The 19,837-nt window shown below is 56.3% G+C and carries 19 protein-coding genes; 9 read left to right on the top strand and 10 right to left on the bottom strand.

Features of this window, described 5'->3' with window-relative positions; genetic code table 11:
* The first annotated feature begins 50 nt into the window (after positions 1–50).
* The 5 genes from EAV92_RS21040 to EAV92_RS21020 all read left to right on the top strand — a co-directional run bounded on the left by EAV92_RS21040 (position 51) and on the right by EAV92_RS21020 (position 8,782).
* On the top strand, positions 51–1,934 hold the full coding sequence (locus EAV92_RS21040) for a PAS domain S-box protein (RefSeq protein WP_123042895.1): 1,884 nt from the start codon (positions 51–53) through the stop codon (positions 1,932–1,934).
* 385 nt (positions 1,935–2,319) lie between these two features.
* Positions 2,320–2,766, top strand: a complete 447-nt coding sequence (locus EAV92_RS21035) for a hypothetical protein (RefSeq protein WP_123042894.1) — start codon at positions 2,320–2,322, stop codon at positions 2,764–2,766.
* A 6-nt stretch (positions 2,767–2,772) separates the two neighbouring features.
* The gene (locus EAV92_RS21030; RefSeq protein ID WP_123042893.1) at positions 2,773–3,000 is read left to right on the top strand and encodes a helix-turn-helix transcriptional regulator; all 228 of its coding nucleotides are present in this window, start codon (positions 2,773–2,775) and stop codon (positions 2,998–3,000) included.
* A gap of 150 nt (positions 3,001–3,150) precedes the next feature.
* Positions 3,151–4,518, top strand: a complete 1,368-nt coding sequence (locus EAV92_RS21025) for a hypothetical protein (protein ID WP_241158341.1) — start codon at positions 3,151–3,153, stop codon at positions 4,516–4,518.
* A gap of 334 nt (positions 4,519–4,852) precedes the next feature.
* Positions 4,853–8,782: a carbohydrate-binding protein gene (locus EAV92_RS21020; protein WP_123043842.1), complete on the top strand. Its 3,930-nt coding sequence runs from the start codon at positions 4,853–4,855 to the stop codon at positions 8,780–8,782.
* A 60-nt stretch (positions 8,783–8,842) separates the two neighbouring features.
* Here the strand turns inward: EAV92_RS21020 and EAV92_RS21015 are convergent, their stop codons facing one another.
* From EAV92_RS21015 to EAV92_RS21005, 3 genes are all read right to left on the bottom strand, one after another.
* The gene (locus EAV92_RS21015; protein WP_241158339.1) at positions 8,843–10,021 is read right to left on the bottom strand and encodes an acyl-CoA dehydrogenase family protein; all 1,179 of its coding nucleotides are present in this window, start codon (positions 10,019–10,021) and stop codon (positions 8,843–8,845) included.
* Between the two features lie 329 nt (positions 10,022–10,350).
* Positions 10,351–10,821: a hypothetical protein gene (locus EAV92_RS21010; RefSeq protein WP_123042892.1), complete on the bottom strand. Its 471-nt coding sequence runs from the start codon at positions 10,819–10,821 to the stop codon at positions 10,351–10,353.
* Positions 10,822–10,824: 3 nt separating this feature from the next.
* Positions 10,825–11,376, bottom strand: a complete 552-nt coding sequence (locus tag EAV92_RS21005) for an NAD(P)H-dependent oxidoreductase (protein WP_123042891.1) — start codon at positions 11,374–11,376, stop codon at positions 10,825–10,827.
* Between the two features lie 163 nt (positions 11,377–11,539).
* Between EAV92_RS21005 and EAV92_RS21000 the strand changes: the two genes are divergently transcribed.
* A complete protein-coding gene (locus EAV92_RS21000) occupies positions 11,540–12,178 on the top strand; it encodes an HlyD family secretion protein (protein ID WP_123042890.1) in 639 nt (212 codons plus the stop codon).
* A 10-nt stretch (positions 12,179–12,188) separates the two neighbouring features.
* On the top strand, positions 12,189–13,724 hold the full coding sequence (locus EAV92_RS20995; protein ID WP_123042889.1) for a DHA2 family efflux MFS transporter permease subunit: 1,536 nt from the start codon (positions 12,189–12,191) through the stop codon (positions 13,722–13,724).
* 49 nt (positions 13,725–13,773) lie between these two features.
* On the opposite strand, the gene EAV92_RS20990 is transcribed toward EAV92_RS20995, so the two are convergent.
* Entirely contained in the window at positions 13,774–13,878 is a 105-nt protein-coding gene (locus EAV92_RS20990; RefSeq protein ID WP_123042888.1) for a sporulation protein YjcZ, read from the bottom strand.
* Positions 13,879–14,038: 160 nt separating this feature from the next.
* Complete coding sequence (locus EAV92_RS20985) at positions 14,039–14,392, bottom strand: hypothetical protein (RefSeq protein WP_123042887.1); 354 nt, start codon at positions 14,390–14,392, stop codon at positions 14,039–14,041.
* 157 nt (positions 14,393–14,549) lie between these two features.
* Between EAV92_RS20985 and EAV92_RS20980 the strand changes: the two genes are divergently transcribed.
* Positions 14,550–15,134, top strand: coding sequence for a TetR/AcrR family transcriptional regulator (locus tag EAV92_RS20980; protein ID WP_123042886.1), 585 nt, complete (start codon positions 14,550–14,552; stop codon positions 15,132–15,134).
* Entirely contained in the window at positions 15,131–16,075 is a 945-nt protein-coding gene (locus EAV92_RS20975; RefSeq protein ID WP_123042885.1) for an SDR family NAD(P)-dependent oxidoreductase, read from the top strand. The genes EAV92_RS20980 and EAV92_RS20975 overlap by 4 nt, the downstream gene beginning before the upstream one ends.
* A 45-nt stretch (positions 16,076–16,120) precedes the next feature.
* Here the strand turns inward: EAV92_RS20975 and EAV92_RS20970 are convergent, their stop codons facing one another.
* The 5 genes from EAV92_RS20970 to EAV92_RS20950 form a co-directional block, all read right to left on the bottom strand.
* Positions 16,121–16,414 (bottom strand): hypothetical protein, encoded by a 294-nt coding sequence (locus EAV92_RS20970; protein ID WP_123042884.1) that lies wholly within the window; start codon positions 16,412–16,414, stop codon positions 16,121–16,123.
* Between the two features lie 169 nt (positions 16,415–16,583).
* On the bottom strand, positions 16,584–16,874 hold the full coding sequence (locus EAV92_RS20965) for a hypothetical protein (RefSeq protein ID WP_123042883.1): 291 nt from the start codon (positions 16,872–16,874) through the stop codon (positions 16,584–16,586).
* Positions 16,875–16,926: 52 nt separating this feature from the next.
* Positions 16,927–17,511, bottom strand: a complete 585-nt coding sequence (locus EAV92_RS20960) for a TMEM175 family protein (protein WP_123042882.1) — start codon at positions 17,509–17,511, stop codon at positions 16,927–16,929.
* A 27-nt stretch (positions 17,512–17,538) separates the two neighbouring features.
* A complete protein-coding gene (locus EAV92_RS20955; RefSeq protein ID WP_123042881.1) occupies positions 17,539–18,804 on the bottom strand; it encodes an FAD-binding protein in 1,266 nt (421 codons plus the stop codon).
* Positions 18,805–18,820: 16 nt separating this feature from the next.
* Positions 18,821–19,792, bottom strand: coding sequence for a glycoside hydrolase family 43 protein (locus EAV92_RS20950; protein ID WP_241158338.1), 972 nt, complete (start codon positions 19,790–19,792; stop codon positions 18,821–18,823).
* Positions 19,793–19,837: the final 45 nt, after the last annotated feature.

Raw genomic sequence — 19,837 nt, 5'->3', positions numbered from 1 at the left:
AAATACTTTTTTAGGCTTAAAATTTAGACTGACTCCGGAGGCGGCGGACCATGCATCGCGTAAACTTGAATCCAATTTCTTTCAACCAACAGGTGTTTGAGCACGCCTCTTTCGGCATCGTACTGATTTCGCCTGACGGCTTGGTTTTGACGGTGAATCCTGCATTCGAGAGGATATTCGGTTATACCCAACAGGAAATCGACGGCACGCGGTTCGGCGACCTCTCCCATCCGGATGAAGAAATCAAGACACTTCATGATATCCGGGAACTTATGGGTCCTGCCAATTTGGAAATCCAGCTCGAAAAAAGATATATCAAAAAAAACGGCGACGTGTTGTGGGGTTGGCTCAGCGTCAAGCTGTTCACCGACGACTCAGGCAACCCGCTTTATTATATCGCGCAAATCATCGACATCTCTAAACAAAAAGAATCCGAGCAGAAGCTGCAGGAAACCGTCGAAAGATACACGTCTCTCAAAAAATACAACCATGACGCCGTCATTTCTTTCGGTCTCGACGGACGTATCATTAACGGCAACAGCATGGCCGAAAAGCTGACGGGCTACACGATCGAGACGGAGCTGATCGGCATGGAGCTCGCGAATTTGATCGGACAATCCAACGTGGACCGTATTCTGGCCAAGGCACTCTACGACAGTACGATCGAACAAGGAATCGATACGCTGGTCACCAAAGACGGCGAAACGGTGGAAGTCATCACCAGCATCGCGCCAATCTTCGTCAACCGGAAGAATATCGGGTTCTACCTGATCTGCAAGGATATTTCCGAGCAGAAAAGGCTGTTGCTCGCGAAGGAGGCAGCCGAGTCTACCAATAAAGCGAAAAGCGAGTTTCTGGCGATGATGAGCCACGAAATCCGCACCCCCATGAACGGGGTGATCGGGATGACGGACATTTTGCTGGAAACGACGAATTTGGATGACGAGCAGCGAAGTTACCTTGAGGTCATTCGCAAAAGCGGAGACACGCTCCTCAATATCATCAACGACATCCTCGACCTCACCAAAATCGAAGCCGGAAGAGTAGAGCTGCAGGAAGAAACCTTCGATCTGCGCGAATGCATCAAAGAATGTTTTTCCATCGTGTCCCCGAGGGCCGACCTCAAGCGCCTGGAACTCTCCTGTACGATTAACCATGACGTTCCGGATTACGTTTACGGCGACGTCGAACGTCTCAAGCAAGTGCTTCTTAACCTGCTCGGCAACGCCGTCAAATTCACGCCCGAAGGCAGCGTATCCGTGAAAGCGAGTCTGTCGAAGGAAGACCCTTCCGTACTGGCCTTTACCGTATCGGATACCGGCATCGGAATCGATCCCGGCAGGCTGGCGGAAATTTTCGAACCTTTCGCGCAGATCGACAACTTCATGACGCGCAAGCATGAAGGGACCGGTCTCGGCCTGGCCATCAGCAGCAAGATCGTCACGATGATGGGCGGCAAAATTTACGCGGAAAGCGACGGCGAGAGCGGTTCCTCCTTCACCTTCACCATTCCTCTTAAAGTGATGGCGAAGCCCCAGGCTCAAGAAAGCCGGGACGATCAGACGATGCGCCAAGGAAACATTTTGCTCGCCGAAGACAATCCCATCAATCAGCTGGTCATGACGAAAATGCTGGAGAAATGGGGCCACCGCGTCACCCCCGTTCTGAACGGGCAGGAAGTCATCGAAGCGGTGCGCGGCGGGCACTACGATCTCATCTTCATGGATCTGCACATGCCGGTCCTGAACGGCCTCGAGGCGGCAAGGGCGATCAAAGAAGAGCACGGAGAGAATAGTCCGCGGATTATCGCGGTCACGGCCAATGCCCTGAAGGGCGATCGGGAGAAATGCCTGGCCGCGGGCATGGACGAGTACGTCAGCAAACCCGTCCAGCGGGAAGCCATTCTCCAACTGTTGAACCGGTATCTGAACTGATCGGAAGCCAGGCCCCACGGGGACCTGGCTTTTTCTTTCGGTGGCTTGAATAAGATCCGCGCCTACTTCGCCTCCAATTGCACGGAGTTCGATTTTGCACGCTTGCATCCACTTTATTGCCGAAAGTTTGGCTGTAGTTCGATTTTGCACACTTACAGTGCTGCTTTCCGGCAGCCTCTATGGATTCCTGCGTTTTAAGTGTGCATTTTCAAATTGCAGCGCGCTTGATGTCGAGAGTACTCGCTCTAAGTGTGCAAAATCGAATTACGGGTGCTTTAACTCATATGAGTGTAAATTAAACTTGACATTATGAATGGTATGAATTACATTATGATTAGAAAATCATACCTCTAGTCAAAATTACTTACGCTCGGGAGGATAAGCCATGACTTATCAGGAAAAGAAGAGCATCGTCACGTTATTCAGCACCATTCTCATTTTCGTACTGTACTGCCTGTACATGTATCCGAAATACCCGGGGGAAAGCGCGGACATAACGGAGGTTTTCCACTACTGGGGCTCCTTCGTCCTCGTGTTGACTTTGGTCTCGATTGTAGCTCACATTATCATCAGCATCGCTTTTAACGTCTTTTTCCGAGTGACGACCGGAGAGAAAGAGCCCGCATTCGAGGACGAGCTGGACAAGCTCATCCGCCTCAAATCAATCCGCGTTTCTTTCGCCGTCTTCGTTATCGGATTTCTCCTGGCGATGGGCTCGCTGGTGTTGGACTATCCGTCGAAGGTCATGTTCATGATCCTGATCGCCTCCGGGTTCGCGTCCGACGTGACGGGTTCCCTGTCCAGGCTGTACCACTATAGAAGAGGAGTCTAATCCGATATGGGCAAAAATCTCGTCGGTAACCATATCCGCAAGCTGCGGTTCAACAATAACGAAATGACTCAGCAGCAGCTGGCCGACAAGGTCGGCGTCACCCGGCAAACGATCGTCGCGTTGGAGAAGGGAAACTATTCCCCCTCCCTGGAGCTGGCGTTTCGCATCGCCCATGCCTTCGGCTTGCCGCTTGAAGAAGTGTTTTTCTATGGAGAAGAGAACGCAAACTCCTGAATAGGGGACCGGCAACCGCACGAGAGAGCGGGAATGCCGGTCCTTTTTTCTATGTGCAGGAAAGCATTGACAGGGAAACCATGCGGTGCTAAGATTTCCCTACTAAATCACTATGTTTTATAAGTATTAAGAAGAGAGGATGATACAATCGTGATTCTGCCATTTTCCAAAGGCAACAAATACCTGCTTACCGCCGCTTTAGCCGTCTCGTTGCTCGTTGGCGCCCAGCCCGTTTCGCATACTTCCGCGGCTGCAACGACAACGGCGGCTAAGGAAATTTCCTCCGCGGAATTCGCCGCTTTCCTTAAGGACAAGTTCAATGTCGCGCTTCCCGCGAGAATCACCCGGGGCGAGTTCATCCTCGACCTGGCCGCCTCGGTCCGACTGGAGCCGGCCGACGCTCCGGTGACTTTCGCGGACCTGCCGTCCTCCAGCCCTTATTACGATGCTGCCAATACGTTGTATAAGAATGGCGTGCTCGCCTCCGACACCGTCAATTCTTCCGCCTCTCTCACGGCGATTAACGCCGTCCAGTTGTCCGTCCGCGCAGCCGGCCTCAAAGAGTTGGCCGCTTCCTATCCGCAAGCGAAAGCCGAACTCGCGATCGCCAAGCTGCCGATCCGGGCGGATAAGCTCAACCTGCAAACCCGGCAGGAACTTGCCGCTGCCGTCGATACGGGGCTCCTGCCCTCCGCTTACTACAATCAACTCAAATCCGGAGCCGGCGTCACCGCGGACTTGGCCAACGTTCTAATCGGCAAGACACTCGTCTTCCGCGGCCAATATAAGCATTACATTGGCAGTGTCAGCGATCCCGACATTTACGCCAAACTAACGGACGCGTACAATGCCTCCGTCATCATCCGGTCCGACAAGCTCCAGAAGGTCGTCGATGCCGCGCTGGAACAGGGCCTCGTTACCGGATACAACCTGAAGGACAGCCGCTATGAGCCCAATTTCATCGAATCGTTAACGCTCGTCTATGGTCATTCCGACCTGAAGCACGCCATACAGCTGATCGGCCTCCTTCGAAGTGAAGGGATCGACGCCAAAGTCCAATTCGAGCCGAAAACTTCCGCATTCGTGTACCTCAAAGAATGGGGCGACCCCGGCGTATCGGACCAATACGAAGTCCGGCAGATCGCAAACGGCAATTACATCGAATACGCCAAAGAATACGATATCGCTTTCGAATTCAACCAATCCGCCGACAAGAATCGTTTTAACGAGATCATCAGCACCTATGCCAAGAAGAACAAAGAAGACCAGCCGGGCTTGATCGCAAACTCCTGGTGGCAGCCGTTGTATTACTCGCTGACCGCACTGCCGGATTATAAAATCATCACGAACAACAAAATCACCGCCGATCGCTATTACGCCCAGTCCTTCTCGCTGAAGGAACAGTCTCAGGCCGTCATTGACGGGTTCAAGAAGGTGGATCCTTCCGTCACGGTCGAACATTACGATTTCTGGACGGACGTTCCCTTCTACAATTATTTGAACGGCGAATCCCTATAAGCCCGAGCAGTCAGTCAAAGACTCCCCTTGAAGGGGAGTCTTCGTTTATTCGGACGATTCGTAAAAATACACACGATGTCTGTAGAATCGTAACTTCATGCCGCCGCCCGGCTGGATTATGATCATGGAGGAAATTCCTTCAACCTGTCCACGACGAGGAGGGATGCCGCACAAGGATGATAACGCTTTCAAACGATTAGCACCAGAGATTACGCAACGAAACGGTGGGAATGTCGCATAAGGATCAGCTTTCACTTTCGAATGCCCATTATGAAGGGAGAATTAAATCGTGAAAAGCAACAGACGAATCGTCTCCTTGGCTTGCATCCTGACCATGGTCATCGGCACCTTCTTGGCTTCCATCGGAACACCGGCTCCGGCCCATGCTGCCGGAGGCCCCAACCTCGCGCTGGGTAAACCCGTTACCGCCTCGGGCCATGGAGACGTCTACGTCGAAACCAACGCCACCGACGGCAATGCCGGCACTTACTGGGAGAGCGTCAACAACGCCTTCCCGCAATGGATCCGCGTCGACCTTGGAAGCAGCGCCAACGTGGACCAGGTCGTCTTGAAACTCCCCTCCGGCTGGGGGACCCGCAGCCAAACGTTGTCCGTTCAGGGCAGCACGAACGACAGTACTTATACGAACCTCGCAAGCTCGGCCTCCTATACGTTTGATCCCTCCACGGGCAATACGGTTACGATCAATTTCACGGCGGCGAACGTCCGCTACGTGAAGCTGAATATCACGGCCAATACCGGCTGGCCAGCCGGGCAAATTTCCGAGTTTGAGGTATACGGCACCTCCACCGTCTCGGCTTCCCCGATCCCGGGCAAAATCGAAGCGGAAAACTGGAGCGCGATGAACGGCGTCCAAACGGAAACGACGACGGATACCGGCGGCGGCCTTAACGTCGGTTGGATCAATGTCGGAGATTGGATCGATTACAACGTCAACGTGCAGACTGCCGGCACTTACACGGTCGAGTACCGCGTGGCCAGCAATGCCTCCACGGGCCAGCTGCAGCTGCAATCGGGCACGACGACGCTTGCGACCACGAACGTGCCGAACACCGGCGGCTGGCAAAACTGGCAGACGGTCACCGCCACGGTGACGCTCGCCGCGGGACAGCAAACGCTCCGCGTCTATGCCAGCGGTTACGACTTCAACATCAACTGGCTCAACTTCAAGTCCGGCACGGCGCCGGACACGCAGGCTCCTACGGCCCCGGCCAACCTCGCTTTCACGCAGCCGACTTCCGGCACGATCAATCTCACGTGGACGGCCTCCACGGATAACGTCGGCGTTACGGGTTACGACATTTACGCGAACAGCCAGCTTCGCGGCAGCGTGAACGGAACCACCCTCACTTACACGGACAGTCAGCCTTCCAACGTTACCGTCACCTACTATGTCGTCGCGAGAGACGCAGCCGGCAACGCTTCCGCTCCGAGCAATTCGGTGACCCGGAACGGCACCGTCGTTACCGGCTCCAACCTCGCCGTCGGCAAGCCGATCACCGCGTCGTCTTCCACCTTCACGTTCGTAGCGGCGAACGCGAACGACAACGACGTCACGACATACTGGGAAGGCAACGGACATCCGAGCACGCTTACCGTCGACCTCGGCGCCAATGCCAGCATCACGTCGGTCGTGATCAAGCTGAACCCGGATTCGGCATGGTCCACCCGCTCGCAGACGATCCAAGTGCTGGGTCACGACCAGAATACGACGGCCTTCACGAATCTCGTTTCGGCCGCCTCGTATACGTTTAATCCGTCCACGGGCAACACCGTGACGATTCCGGTCACTGCCACGGTCAGTAGCGTCCAACTGCTCTTTACGGCGAACTCGGGAGCGCCTGGCGGGCAAGTCGCCGAGTTCCAGATCATCGGCACGCCGGCTCCGAACCCGGATCTGGTCGTCACCGCGGCTTCCTGGTCGCCGGCTTCCCCGAACGAATCGAACGCGATCACGTTGAACGCGACCGTCCAGAATACCGGTTCGGCCGCCTCCGGGGCGACGACGGTGAATTTCTACCTGGGCAGCACCCTGGTTGGAACGGCGAATGTCGGCGCGCTCGCGGCAGGAGCGTCTGCGAACGTCTCGGCCAATATCGGACCGAAAGACGCCGGTTCCTATTCCGTCACCGCGAAGGTTAACGAAAACAACTCCGTTATCGAGACGAACAAAGCAAACAACAGCTACACCAACCCGACGCAGCTCGTCGTCAGCCAAGTCCAAAGCGCCGACTTGATCGGTACGGCGACCTGGACGCCCGGCAATCCGAGCGCAGGCAATACGGTCACCTTCACGGTCAACCTGAAGAACCAAGGGAATATCGCAACCGCGAGCGGCGCTCACGGCATTACGCTGGTGCTGAAGAATTCGGCAGGCGCCACGCTCCAAACCTTGACCGGATCCTACAGCGGCGCCATAGCGGCAGGAGCCTCCGTCAACGTAATTATGGGCACTTGGACGGCCGTTAACGGCAGCTACACGGTCACGACGACGGTTGCCGCCGATGCCAACGAAGTCGCGGCCAAACAAGGCAACAACACGAGCACGGCCAGCCTGTATTCCGGCCGCGGCGCGAACATGCCTTTCACCGTTCTGGAAGCCGAGTCCTCCTCGAACGCCACGAACGGCACCCGGCTCGCCCCGAACTTTACGCCGGGCGACTTCGCCGGTGAAGCTTCGGGTCGCTCAGCCGTATTGCTGGACGCCAACGGGGAATACGTCGAGTTTACGCTGACCTCGCCGGCCAATGCGTTCGTGCTCCGCAACGCGGTTGCCGAGAACACGACGGGTACGGTCAGCATTTACGTGAACGGCGTGGACAAAGGCAACTTTACGGTCTCGTCTAAGTTCTCTTATCTGTACGCGACTCCGACGACGCTCGGACGCCTCGGCTATGACAACTCGGGCACCAAAGCCTACTGGCTGTACGAGGATGCCCAATTGATGCTCGACCAGGTTTACCCGGCGGGTACGAAGATCCGCATTCAGAAAGACGCGGGAGACGTGAACTGGATCTACGTCGATATGATCGAGGCGGAAAACGTCGCTCCTGCGGCCTCCAATCCGGATCCGAGCAAATACGTGGAAGTGTCGAGCACCAAATCGATTGAGCAAGCGCTGACCGAATTCCGGCAAGACACGACGAAGAAAGGGATTTTCATTCCCGCCGGCACATGGACGATTAACTCGAAAATCTTCCTGTACGGCCGCGCGACCGAAATCATCGGCGCGGGACCGTGGTACACCAAGCTGGTCGCTCCGCAGGATCAAACGAACACCGACGTCGGCTTCAACATCGGCTCGACGGCCAACGGTTCCGTGATCAAAAACCTGTCCGCATGGGGCAACTACGTCTATCGGGTGGACGGTCCCGGCAAGTTCATCGACGGCAACGGCATGCAGAACGTTACCATCGAGAACATCTGGGCCGAACATTTCGTCTGCCTGTATTGGGGCGTAAACTCTTCCTACAACACGTTCCGCAACAACCGGATCAAAAACACGTTCGCGGACGGCATCAACATGACCAACGGTTCGTCCTATAACATCATCGACAACAACTACGCCCGCGGAACCGGCGACGATTCGTTCGCCCTGTTCAGCGCCGTCGACTCCGGCGGTTCTTACAACGTCGGCAACCAGTACACCAACCTCACCGCCGTCAACGTCAGGCGCGCAGCCGCTTTCGCGGTATACGGCGGCCAAGGCAACACCTTCGCGAACCTGTACGGCGCGGATACGCTGACCTACCCGGGCTTTACCATCAGCAGCTTGAGCTTCGGCTACAACACGCTCGGATTCGGCGCGCAGGATACGGTCATCGACGGCGTCACGCTGGACCGCACGGGCGGCGATTTCTGGACCAGCGTCGGAGCGGACGACAAGATCAACGATTATCAAAACTTCGGAGCGATCTGGTTCTACGGCGGAGACCGGGATTTCAAGAACATTCTCGTGAAGAACGTGGACATCAACAATCCCGTCTACTTCGGCCTGATGTTCCAGTCCAAGTCGCCGGAAAACCTTCCGATGCAGAACATCCGTCTGGAGAACATCAACATCAACAACCCGACCCGCTACGGCATCAAGCTCGTCGCGAAAGCGGAAGACGGGCAAGGACCTGTCGTCGGATCGGCAAGCTTCACCAACGTGAAGGTGAACAATCCCGGTATCCGCGCGATTTACGGGGAAGACAAATCCCCGAACTTCACCGTGATTCGGGTATCGGGGAACAACTGGTAATCTTGGCTTAGATGCGAATAACCCTTTGGCGGATTGACCCGCCAAAGGGTTATTTTCTTGCTATTCCGTGTCCGTCGTTTCCCGAATCGCCTGCTGGTGCAGCATCCGCAGCACGGCATCCTCCATCGGCGGATTCGACAGCCCGAACCGCACGTCGCGGTATAGCCGTTGCAGCGGATGAGACGCCGCCAAGCCATGCGCGCCTGCGATCCGCAGCGCTTTGTCTACGACGGAGAGGGCGGTCCGGATCGCGATCACCTTCACTGCGCCGAGTTCCGGGATCCAGCGGGAATCGTCCTCCATCGGCGCGTCCCAACGAGCCGCCGCGCCGTATAAGAAATGGCGGGCCGCCGTGAGCTCGAGTTCGATCTCTCCGATCAGCTGGCCGATATTCGGCGCGTAGAGGATCGGCTTATCGAGCGAGTTCGGCTGGTAACCGGCGGCGAAAGCCAGCGCCTCGCTCCGGGCGGCCAGCGCGATGCCGAGATAACATGCCGGTATATGCAGCAGGAAAGGACTGGCCTTCCCTTTCTCCCCTTGCGGCGACCTCTTCACGAGAGCTTCGGACGGCAGCCGGACATGGTCGAGCACCAGGTCGTGGCTTCCCGTACCGCGCATGCCCATCATGTCCCACACCGGATCGATGCTGACCCCTTCGGTCTGCATCGGGATAAGAAAATCCGCGTGCGTTCCTTCATTCGTGAGCGTTGCCGCCACGATGACCGTGTCCAGTACCGGGGCGAGCGAGGTGAACGTTTTGCGTCCGTTCAGGATATAGCCGCCGTTCCCGTCCGGGTCCGCGGTCGTCTGCATTTTGCCTCCCCGCGATGGGCTGCCCGTCGCCTTCTCCGAAACTGCATGGTTCGTCAGCTCCCCTCGAGCGGCTGCCTCAAGAAACGGCGCGAGCGCCTTCTCGTCCCAAGTGCGCTTGGTGGCTATATCGTACGTAACGCCCATATGCCAGCCGATGGCCAACGCGATCGCGGGATCCCCTTGTGCCAGCCGCTCCTGGTACAGCACGAATTCGTACGGCGTAATGCCGAATCCCCCGTATGCTTCCGGAACCGTCCACCCCGTATAGCCCGACCTGCGCAACTCCTCGAATTGCTCGTAACCGAACGCGCCTTCCCGGTCGTTCTCGTGCGCCCGCTGCCGGAACGAGTCCGCGAGCCGCCCGACGAAGTCCAAACGTTCCCGCTCTTTATCATTTCTGGCGAAGCTGGTCGTTATCGTCCTCACCCCCAATGTCGTTCTCCCGCCAATACAATATGTTTAGACACTAGCACTTCGTTTTCTTACCCGTCAAGCGCGCGAAGAAAGCTGATGCCAGAGTCAGTTAGTGTCGAAAAGCAATAATTCTCGATTTCCGGTGGTTGCGAACCCGGAATTATTGCTTTAGAGCAATAAAATAAGGGAAATCGCTCAAAAACGGGCCAAATCCGGATCAGTTAGTGTCGAAAAGCAATAAAACCGACATTCATTCGTGCACCCACCCGGACTTAGTGTCTAAAAGCAATAAAACACCCACCCTGCAAAAAGCAAGGTGGGTATTTAGCCGCCGCAACGCCTCAACGGCTCGGCGGGTTCCCGGTCGGCCCCTCGTCCGGGGAGGGGGACTTGCGGAAATTCCGCATCGCGTTCCGGTAATCCGAATCCGGCATATGCAAGGATTCCTCTTTCCTTGCCGGCGGTCTCGACGCTTGCGGTGGAGGCGCTCCCGCTCCCGCCTTCAAATCGCGCAGCGCGTTCCGGTAAACCTGATCTTTCATGGCATCGCGCGGGGGAACCGTTCGGTGACGCACCTCGGGAGCGGCCTCCGTACGTTCCGTCTCTCCGCCGGCCTTAGCCGCTTCGACGCCCTTACCCGCTTCCGCACCTTTCCCCGTATCCGCCGCTTCCTCTTGCACAGCAGCCGCCGGCGGCTCCTTCACCGTCTCTTCCCGGGCTGCGGCGGAACGCCGGGAAGCCGCCCGCACGTTGAACACGATCAAGAGCACGATGACGATGAACGCCGCAATCCCGTACCCGATGAAAATCATCGATCATTCCCCTCGCTCGCCTTTGAATTTGGCGGTCAGCAAGGCGACCCTGCGGCCCAGCGCCCGGCCCAGCGCGAGATCGTCCTCCGTGGGCATGTTCGGCGGGTCGTCGGGGGAGTCCTCCAATGGAACGGTAATGCCGACGCCGTAATACGAGCCGTAAAGCACGTTTTCCGGCACGTTGGCCGGCAAGCCCGCGATGATCATGCCCTGATGCAGCATGGGCGTGATCAGGTTCAGCAGCGTAGCCTCGATGCCGCCATGTTCGGTCGCGATCGTCGCGAAGACCGCCCCGATTTTATCCACCAGTTGGCCATGGGCCCACAGATAGCCGAGTTTATCGATCCACGTTTTCAGTCCTGCGCTGATGCTGCCGAAATGCCCCGGGCATCCCCAGATGATCGCGTCCATTTTCGCCAGATCATGCACGTCGGCCCTTTCCACATGATGCAGGTGCACATTGGCTCCCCTTACGCCGCGGGCTCCTTGGGCGATGGCGTGGGCGAGCGCTTCCGTATGGCCGTCCTCGCTGTCGTACACGACATAGATGTTCATTCCCTAACCTCCAGGACAATGGATTTTTCCATTATCTCTCCAACTTCCGTTTCATATCCTGCACCGTTGGAATTCGCCGCCATGGGAATAAGGGGCCGCCACAGGTGAAAACCTACTGCTACTCCCCATCCTTTGGCTTGTCCAGGAAAGGAATCCAGAACCCATGAAAAGTTCCAGTCTCGTGCTGATCAACGTGATCGTCATCCTGCTGCTCATCGCAGGGGGTGGCGCGGCCATTTACTACTACAATCAGTCCGTCAATTACATCAGCACCGACAATGCCAAAATCGACGGACAATCCGCAAGCGTGGCCGCATCTTCACCGGGGGTTCTATCCAGTTGGACCGGTAAAGTCGGCCAATCTTACCCTTCCGGCCAAATCGTCGGCACCGTGCTGAGCGACAAAGGTACCGTTAACGTCACGACGCCGACCGCCGGTACGATCGTCCAGCAAAATGCCGTCGTGAATTCGATCGTGGGTGCGGGCAGTCCGCTTGCGCGGGTTTTCGACCTCGACCATCTTTGGGTCACGGCAAACATCAAGGAAACGAAAATCAACGACGTGGCGTTGAACCAAGCGGTCGACATTTATGTAGACGCGTTCCCCGGCACGACGCTGAGCGGCAAAGTGTCGCAAATCGGCCTGGCGACCGCCGGAACGTTCTCCCTGCTTCCCACCACCAATACGACGGGAAACTACACCAAAGTCACGCAGGTCATTCCGATCACCGTCACAATCGATGGCTACAAAGGTCTCGCCCTGGTGCCCGGCATGAGCGTCAGCATTCGAATCCACCGATAAGGGGTGCCCCATGGCAGAACAGAGGAGCGTCGCCCCCACGGTCGTCGTGTTGATTTGCGGCATGTTCATCGCGATCCTGAACCAGACGATGGTGAACGTCGCGATTCCCCATATGATGAACGACCTGAACGTGTCGACCACGACCATCCAATGGCTGTCGACCGGATTCATGCTGGCCAACGCCATCATGATCCCGATCAGCGCCTTCCTGATGGAGACGATCTCCACCCGGCTGCTGTTCGCGAGCGCCATGGCTTTCTTCACGATCGGGTCGCTCCTGTGCGGAATCGGCGGCGTGTTTTCGATCATTATGTTCGGACGCGTCGTACAGGCCATCGGTGCCGGTATCATGATGCCGCTGGTGACGAACATTTTCCTGAGGATCTTCCCGCCGGATAAAATGGGGAGAGCCATGGGCATGATGGGCATCGCGATGATGTTCGCCCCGGCAGTCGGCCCTACGTTCGCCGGTTATATGGTGGAGCATTACTCGTGGCGGATTTTGTTCTTCATCATGGTTCCCCTCGGAGCCATCGAAGTGCTGCTCACTTTCAAATACTTGTCCAACATTCTCAAGCTGTCCTATCCCAAACTGGATTGGGTCGGAGCGATCTTCTCCAGCATCGGCTTCGGCGCTCTCTTGTACGGACTCAGCGAAGCGGGCAGCCGGGGGTGGGGCGATTCCGTCGTGGACATCTCGATCATCGTCGGATTGGTCTTCCTCGTGTTCTTCGTGTACCGGGAACTGGCCGCCAAAGCGCCGATGCTGAATCTGAGGGTGTTCTCCAACTTAACCTTCACGATGTCCACGCTCGTCAGCATGATCGTCAACATGGCCATGTTCGGCGCCATGCTGCTGCTGCCGATTTACGTGCAGAACATCCGGGGTTATTCGGCGCTGGATTCCGGCCTGCTGCTGCTGCCCGGCGCCCTGCTCATGGGCGTCATGTCCCCGATCTCGGGCATTCTATTCGACAAGTTCGGCGTTCGGCCTCTGGCCGTCATCGGCCTCACGATTACGGCGGTCACCACCTACCAGTTGACGAAATTGACAGATGCGACCGGCTACTCGCATCTGATGCTGATTTACGCGTTGAGGAGCTTCGGCGTCTCCTTCATCATGATGACGATCATGACGGAAGGCCTGAACGCGCTGCCGCCGCAGCTGAAGGGGCACGGCACGGCCGTCTCCAATACGATGCGGCAAGTGGCCAGCTCCTTCGGCACCGCTCTGCTCGTCACGGTCATGTCCACCCGGACCACCGAGCATGCCGCGAATTACTCCAATACCTTGACAATGAACAACCCTATCGCGAGCGAGAACATCGGGCTCTTCGAAGCCGGCGTCGCGGCGGTGACCGGACTTCCCGCCGAGCTGGGCGGAGCTTATGCCATGACGATCCTTGGCGGGTTAATGGCCAAAGAATCGACGATCGGCGGCATCAACGACGCGTTCCTCGTGGCGACTTTTCTGACGGCGATCGGCATTTTCTTCTCGCTGTTCCTCAGGCGGCCCAAGAAGGCTCCGCATCCGAAAGCAAAATAGGGAGAGTCGGCGAATCGCCGCTCTCCCCCAAGGATTACCGGGTCTTACTTTAGACCCACAATGCTCCAGCCAGAATGATCACCAACAGGATGTAGAGCACCAACACGATTGCGACACCGCCGCCGAAACCGCCGCAGCTGTAACCCATGAACATTCACCACCCTTGTTCGTGATTGGAATTCGTCTTACACCCATAACATATGGCAAGGGCGTTTCCACTGACAGGACGAACGCACAGACGTCTAGAAAATAGGCATCATGCAAGAAACCCGCGCTGCTTATCGCAGACGCGGGTTTTCCTCCTTGAGTTCGCGTTAAGGCTTTTTACGGTACAGTCCCTCGCCCCATTGTCCGAACATCACGATATCGCTACTCGTTCCCGGATTTCCCGCGCTGTATAAGATAAAGGCTCCCGGACCGTCATCCCCGGGAGTGAACTTGCCGTGGTCGCAAGATAAATAGCCGTATTTCATTCCCGGCTCTACGGTGGAGTTCGCGTTGGTCAGCTGGTAAACGGCTCCATTCCAATGCAGTTCTTCCGGCGCGGCTTCGCAGGAAGCGGATTGGGCCGCCAACCCTTCCTGGGGCTCCTGGCTTTTCTTCGCCGCGCAGCCGGCCGATCCGACGAGTACAGCCGCACTTAAGATCCAAATTAATCCCGTTTTCATCCTATTTGCTCCCATCTGCCATTTACCGAATAGACGGGAAGGCCGCGCTTGCCGTTGCAAGCTTCGAAAATTTTTCTTGCCATATGATGGATTCCCCCATACAATACATATCAAGTGATATATATCAAATGGTACGAATTGATGGAGATGACCCCCAATGGCACCGAAGTCCAAATTCACGAAAGAACAAATTGTCGACGCCGCCTTCGAAATCGCAAGGACGGAAGGCTTGGACGGCATTACGATCCGCAAGGTGGCCGACAAGCTGGGAAGCTCCATTGCTCCGATTTACGTCAATTTTAAAGAGGCTGGCGAACTGGTCGAGGCGGTGGTCCACAAGACTTTCGCGATCAGCCGACAGCTGCTAGCGGAACAAAATTCGGGACATCCGTTCCACGACATCGGAGTCGCGAGCCTGCGGTTCGCGAAGGAATACAGCGTCCTCTACCGTGACCTCGTCATGAAGAAGAACGATCACATGAAGCCTCAAGAGCAAGATTTAGACGTGCTTGTCGGCTTGATGAAACAAGATCCGAATCTCCAGGGACTCTCTGAAGAGGAGCTGCGGACGATCTTGCTGAAAATGCAAATCTTTCAGACGGGTCTGTCGGTTATGGTCGCCAACGGACTGCTGCCGGACAGCTTCGACGAGCAACAGATGATCCGCATCATGGACAGCGCGGCGGAGGATATCATGACAGCCGCGCAGATGCGGAAACAAACGGGAGGTGCGAAAGCATGAACGATAAAATCGTGATCATTACCGGAGCCAATTCGGGGATCGGCAAAGCGGCGGCACTGCGGTTCGCGACGGAGGGTTACCGTGTCGTCATGGCCTGCCGCAGTCTGGAGAGGGGCGTCTCCGCGCAACGGGAAATCCAGGAAGCATCGGGAAATCCGAATGTCGACCTGCTCGAGCTCGACGTCTCTTCTTTCGATTCCATACGATCGTTTTGCACGGCTTTCAAAGCCCGATATCCGCGCCTGGACATCCTTATCCATAACGCCGCCTATTTGAATTACGGAGAGCAAGCATATAGACTCAGCCCCGAGAACGTCGAGCTCTCTTTCGCCACGAACGCGTTCGGGCCGTTCTTCATGACCCGCCTCTTGGCGGATCATCTCGCGAAATCGGAGGATCCGAGAGTTCTTAACGCTTGCACGACGAACATCAAGCATTTCTTCGACCCGAAACGGCAGATCGAATTCGATAACCTGCGCGGCGAGTTCCGCGGGCAGCGGCGTTACAACGTCTACAAAATGTACGGCGATTCGAAAATGGGGCTGTTGATGTTGACCTTCAAGTTGGCGGAGGAGCTGAAGGATCAAGGAATCCAAGTCAACGCCTTGCTCATCAACCGCGTGAAGCTGTCACCGGAAACGATCGCGAAAATGAGCCCCGTCTGGCGCATGCTTGCCCGGGTTCAAAATCTGACGAACCCCTTGCCGGAAGGCATGGCCGACAACTACTTTAACCTCTGCACCTCGGAGGAGTACCGCAGCGTGACCGGCCGACTCTTCAACCATAAGAGAGAAATCGTGGAGCCGGCGGCTAACGAACAAGGATTCGCGCAGCTGAAGAACATTTTCGGCTCGCGGAGTTATCCCCGCTATGCGGCGGATCCCCGGAACGTGGAACGGATTTGGGCGCTCGGGTCTTCCCTGGCGGAAACGCGGACCTAAAAGTAAAGAGCATCGGAGACTATCTCCGATGCTCTTCGTTTGCGGTTACAATTTTGCTTTGATATCCCATAAATACTTGAGGACGACGGCTACTGCGCCTGCATAATAACCGGCAAGCACGATCCATCCCGTCGAATCCATGACCGAAACGGACGCAAGGACGAGCAGAGGCAGCACGTAGTAGAGGATATCTTTCAAGTAACGCACCACGAAATCCGGCACGAATCTCAAGCTGCCCCCTGTCCCGAGTTTGAACAACCCGATCAAGAAGTCAACCGCCATCGAGCCCAGCACGACCCACAATGCGATTTCCATCCAATGCGTTAAAGGAGCTAACATTTGGCATCACCTCCTTAAAGGAGGATTTTGTGTCACTTGCAATATATGCCGGGAACCGCAGGGTTGTACGGGTAATTCGACAGCGGCATTCGCCCTTCGAACAGATGAAAACAGCCCGTATCCGTGAGGATTCGGGCTGTTTCGGCTTGCTAGCAAATAGGCGAGGCTCTTACAATTTAAAAGCTTTTTTCATTTGATTCGCGACGAGCTCGGCCCCGGCCATTCCGTTCATTTCTTCCCAAGATTTAAAAGTGCTGTTTTCCGCTACATATTGATCCCAAGCGTCGTTATCAATCTTCTCAAAATCTTCTAGCGAGTTGATTTCGAATGGGCTTTTATCAAGGAAGTCCACAATATTTTCGTGTTTCGTATACCGCTTCATGAAAGACTCGTTAAAAAGCTGGGCAAACGACAGCTTATAATTGACCTGTTCTTCGGCTTGCTTTTCGTTGTTGTCCAATCTTATCGCCTCCATTCTACTCATCTTACATGCGGGCGATTCGGCTTGCAAGTTACATAGCCCTGTTCTTGATCACGCGCTCAATCCGCTGATCCGGCACGAACCAGATCGCGGCGACGAGTACGAAGAAGAAGCAAGATACCCATGCATTCAAGTAAGCCGTCAGGATGGCCAAGAGGTAGAAGAACGGCGAAATGATGCCTTTATAGTCCTTCCCCATCGCAGCAATCAGCGGCGAGTCGGGGGAGTGCTGCTTCAGAATCGCGCGTTGCAGCAAGGTGTAGGAGATGGCGGCAAGCAGCAGCACGATCCCGTACAACGCCGTCGGCGTCGGGGCAAAGCCGCTTTCCCCCATCCAGGCGGTCGAGAACGGCACGAGCGACAGACAGAACAACAGCAGCAAGTTGAGCCACATCAATTTCCCGTTCAAAGTTTGGACCGTGTGAAGCAGATGATGATGATTGTTCCAGTAGATCCCGACGTAAACAAAACTGACCGCGTAACTGAGAAGCTTGGGCACCAAGTCCACCAGAGAACTCCAGTCATGCCCTTCGGGAACCTTAAACTCCAAGACCATGATCGTAATGATGATGGCGAGCACGCCATCGCTGAACGCTTCCATCCGCGTGACCTTCAACGCGTCGACCCCTTTCGGCACAAGCCCTTAATGTCCCATGATATATTCGTTCAGGAACGCGTTGCGGAACTTTCCTTCGGGGTCCCGGCGAATAAGCAGTTGCCTGAAGTCCGGCAGCTTTTCGTAGAGAGCTTGCAGCCGAGCGGGTTCCATCGTAAACAGCTTCCCCCAATGCGGGCGGGCGCGGTAAGGCTCAAGGCTCTTCTCGATGAGCGGCAACACTTGCCGGACGGCTTCCCAATCCTTCATCCATGTAAAATGAATCCCGACCATCGCCTGTTTATAGCAGGGGCTCATCCACAAATCGTCTTCCGCGATGGTGCGAATCTCGGACACATAGAGATGCGGCGTGATCGCTTCCCGCAGCCTTTCAATCGCACACAAAGCTTCATAGGCATGCTGCCGCTGCACGAAATATTCGCTCTGCAGCTCCTCTCCGGCACTCGGCGTGAAATGCATGCGGAAGTGCGGTAGCCGCTCATGCCACGGCCCCGGAACACCCAGCTGCTCCGTGCAGTTTTCCGTGGGGTTGCCCGGTACCGGATGCACCGGAGCGGCAGCCGCCGTGGCCGTGTAAAACTCCGGTTCCAAGCGTTCGAAGCCCGGGTCGGCGGTATTTCGCTTGATCCAAACCTGGTTAAACGATGAGCTCTTCCAATCCGTAAACAAGCTGACGCTGTAGGCGCTGGAGAAAATTCCGTCGAAATTCCGCTCCAGCTGCGCGAGCGGCAAATTCTCGTAGACGTGCTGGCTCATTTCGAAAGCCGGGACTACGTCCAGCGTAATGCGGGTGACGACGCCCAATCCCCCGAGTCCGACGACCGCGCCCTCGAATTCCCCGTCACCTCGGTCACGGGAGAAAACGGCGATGTCCCCGTCCGCTTGGACAACCTCCAGCGCATGGACGGCTGCCGCCAAATTGCGGTTGGCGTCGCCGGAACCGTGCGTCGCGGTCGCGATCGCGCCCGCAACGGTGATGTGCGGCAGCGACGCCATGTTGTGCAAAGCATAGCCGTGATCGTGGAGGTATTGGCTCAGCTCCCCGTAGCGAATGCCCGCTTCAACGGTAACCCTGTGATTCTTGCGATCCAAAGAGATTAAGCGGTTCAACTTCTGCAGAGAAAGAAACCGATCCTTGGAGTCGGCGATTCCGTTAAACGAGTGACGCGTGCCCAGCACCTTGATTCGCTCGCTGCGAGCCACCCAATCCTGCACTTGCTCTACCGTTTCCGCGACCACGATCTCCGACGTGCCGTAGGTGTAGTTCCCTGCCCAATTTCGGTTATTTTCCACAGTCCCGCCTCCTATTCTATCGCAGCGCCAACCCGTTCTCCGTCTCCTCCACCGGCAGAAACAGCGGCCGTTCCTGTCCGTGAGGCGTATCGGGATAATGCGTGCAGATCCACAGCCGGTTCTCGAAATCGCGGAACAAGCTGGAATGCCCGGCATTGCGGTCCATGAACAACCGTTCGTCGTGTGTCCAAGGACCGTCCATTCGGCCGTTCGCGGAACGGGCGATCGCCACCGTGTAACCGCCAAGTCCGGAGTCGCCGTAATTCGGTACGGAGTAGCTGGACCACAGCAGCAACAGCTCCCCGTTACGGGCTCTGTACAAGAACGGAGCGTCGGTCAAATACCCCGTCTTCTCGATGCGCGGATCCCCGAACAGCCGGATCCACGGCCTGTCCGCCGCATTCAGGATCGTGACGGCTTCCCCATACGAGGCCTTCAAATCCTTCGTCAAACGGAGCGCTTTGATTTTCCCTTCGTAAAGCTCGGTCCATTCGTGGCAAAACACGATCCACCGCTGCCCGTCGTCATCCTCGTAATACGTACCGTCCAAACACTCATGGCCGGCCAGCGTGACCGGCCCTTCGCTGTGGACGCGGTACGGACCCGCGGGATGATCGGCGACGAGAATGCCCGTGCCGCGATTTTCTCCGATGCCGCCTTTGAAGGAAGCGAACATATAGAACCTGCCGTCTACCTCGAACACTTCGGGCGCCCAGTAATGCCGTACTCCCCAGAACCCTTTCGGAGGTTGAAACGCCGCATAAGGCCCGGTCCATAAAGTTAAATCGTCGCTGACATAGACTTCAAAGATCGGATCCTGGTCTCCGCAGCCGTCCGCGAACGTCGTGCCGAACAAATAATATTTTCTTTCCGCGCCGTAGGCGAACACGAAGGGATCGCGCATATGTATTTCGTTCGCGTTCACCGTCTTGATCGTTCGGAAGCCTGTCTGCATGTCCGTTTCCTCCCGTTTCGTCCGGATTGTCATGCGCGTACATTCTCTTTCGTAAAATATACCATCGAAGCTCGTACG

This window comes from Cohnella candidum (assembly GCF_003713065.1).
Classification (GTDB): domain Bacteria; phylum Bacillota; class Bacilli; order Paenibacillales; family Paenibacillaceae; genus Cohnella; species Cohnella candidum.
This window is presented reverse-complemented; position numbering and strand designations above follow the sequence as displayed.

Bases quoted from the DNA above. Each gene is read 5' to 3' on its own strand.
- EAV92_RS21040 (WP_123042895.1), top strand. From the start codon at position 51: ATGCATCGCGTAAACTTGAATCCAATTTCTTTCAACCAACAGGTGTTT.
- EAV92_RS21035 (WP_123042894.1), top strand. From the start codon at position 2,320: ATGACTTATCAGGAAAAGAAGAGCATCGTCACGTTATTCAGCACCATT.
- EAV92_RS21030 (WP_123042893.1), top strand. From the start codon at position 2,773: ATGGGCAAAAATCTCGTCGGTAACCATATCCGCAAGCTGCGGTTCAAC.
- EAV92_RS21020 (WP_123043842.1), top strand. From the start codon at position 4,853: ATGGTCATCGGCACCTTCTTGGCTTCCATCGGAACACCGGCTCCGGCC.
- EAV92_RS21010 (WP_123042892.1), bottom strand. From the start codon at position 10,821: ATGATTTTCATCGGGTACGGGATTGCGGCGTTCATCGTCATCGTGCTC.
- EAV92_RS21005 (WP_123042891.1), bottom strand. From the start codon at position 11,376: ATGAACATCTATGTCGTGTACGACAGCGAGGACGGCCATACGGAAGCG.
- EAV92_RS21000 (WP_123042890.1), top strand. From the start codon at position 11,540: ATGAAAAGTTCCAGTCTCGTGCTGATCAACGTGATCGTCATCCTGCTG.
- EAV92_RS20995 (WP_123042889.1), top strand. From the start codon at position 12,189: ATGGCAGAACAGAGGAGCGTCGCCCCCACGGTCGTCGTGTTGATTTGC.
- EAV92_RS20990 (WP_123042888.1), bottom strand. From the start codon at position 13,878: ATGTTCATGGGTTACAGCTGCGGCGGTTTCGGCGGCGGTGTCGCAATC.
- EAV92_RS20985 (WP_123042887.1), bottom strand. From the start codon at position 14,392: ATGAAAACGGGATTAATTTGGATCTTAAGTGCGGCTGTACTCGTCGGA.
- EAV92_RS20980 (WP_123042886.1), top strand. From the start codon at position 14,550: ATGGCACCGAAGTCCAAATTCACGAAAGAACAAATTGTCGACGCCGCC.
- EAV92_RS20975 (WP_123042885.1), top strand. From the start codon at position 15,131: ATGAACGATAAAATCGTGATCATTACCGGAGCCAATTCGGGGATCGGC.
- EAV92_RS20970 (WP_123042884.1), bottom strand. From the start codon at position 16,414: ATGTTAGCTCCTTTAACGCATTGGATGGAAATCGCATTGTGGGTCGTG.
- EAV92_RS20950 (WP_241158338.1), bottom strand. From the start codon at position 19,792: ATGACAATCCGGACGAAACGGGAGGAAACGGACATGCAGACAGGCTTC.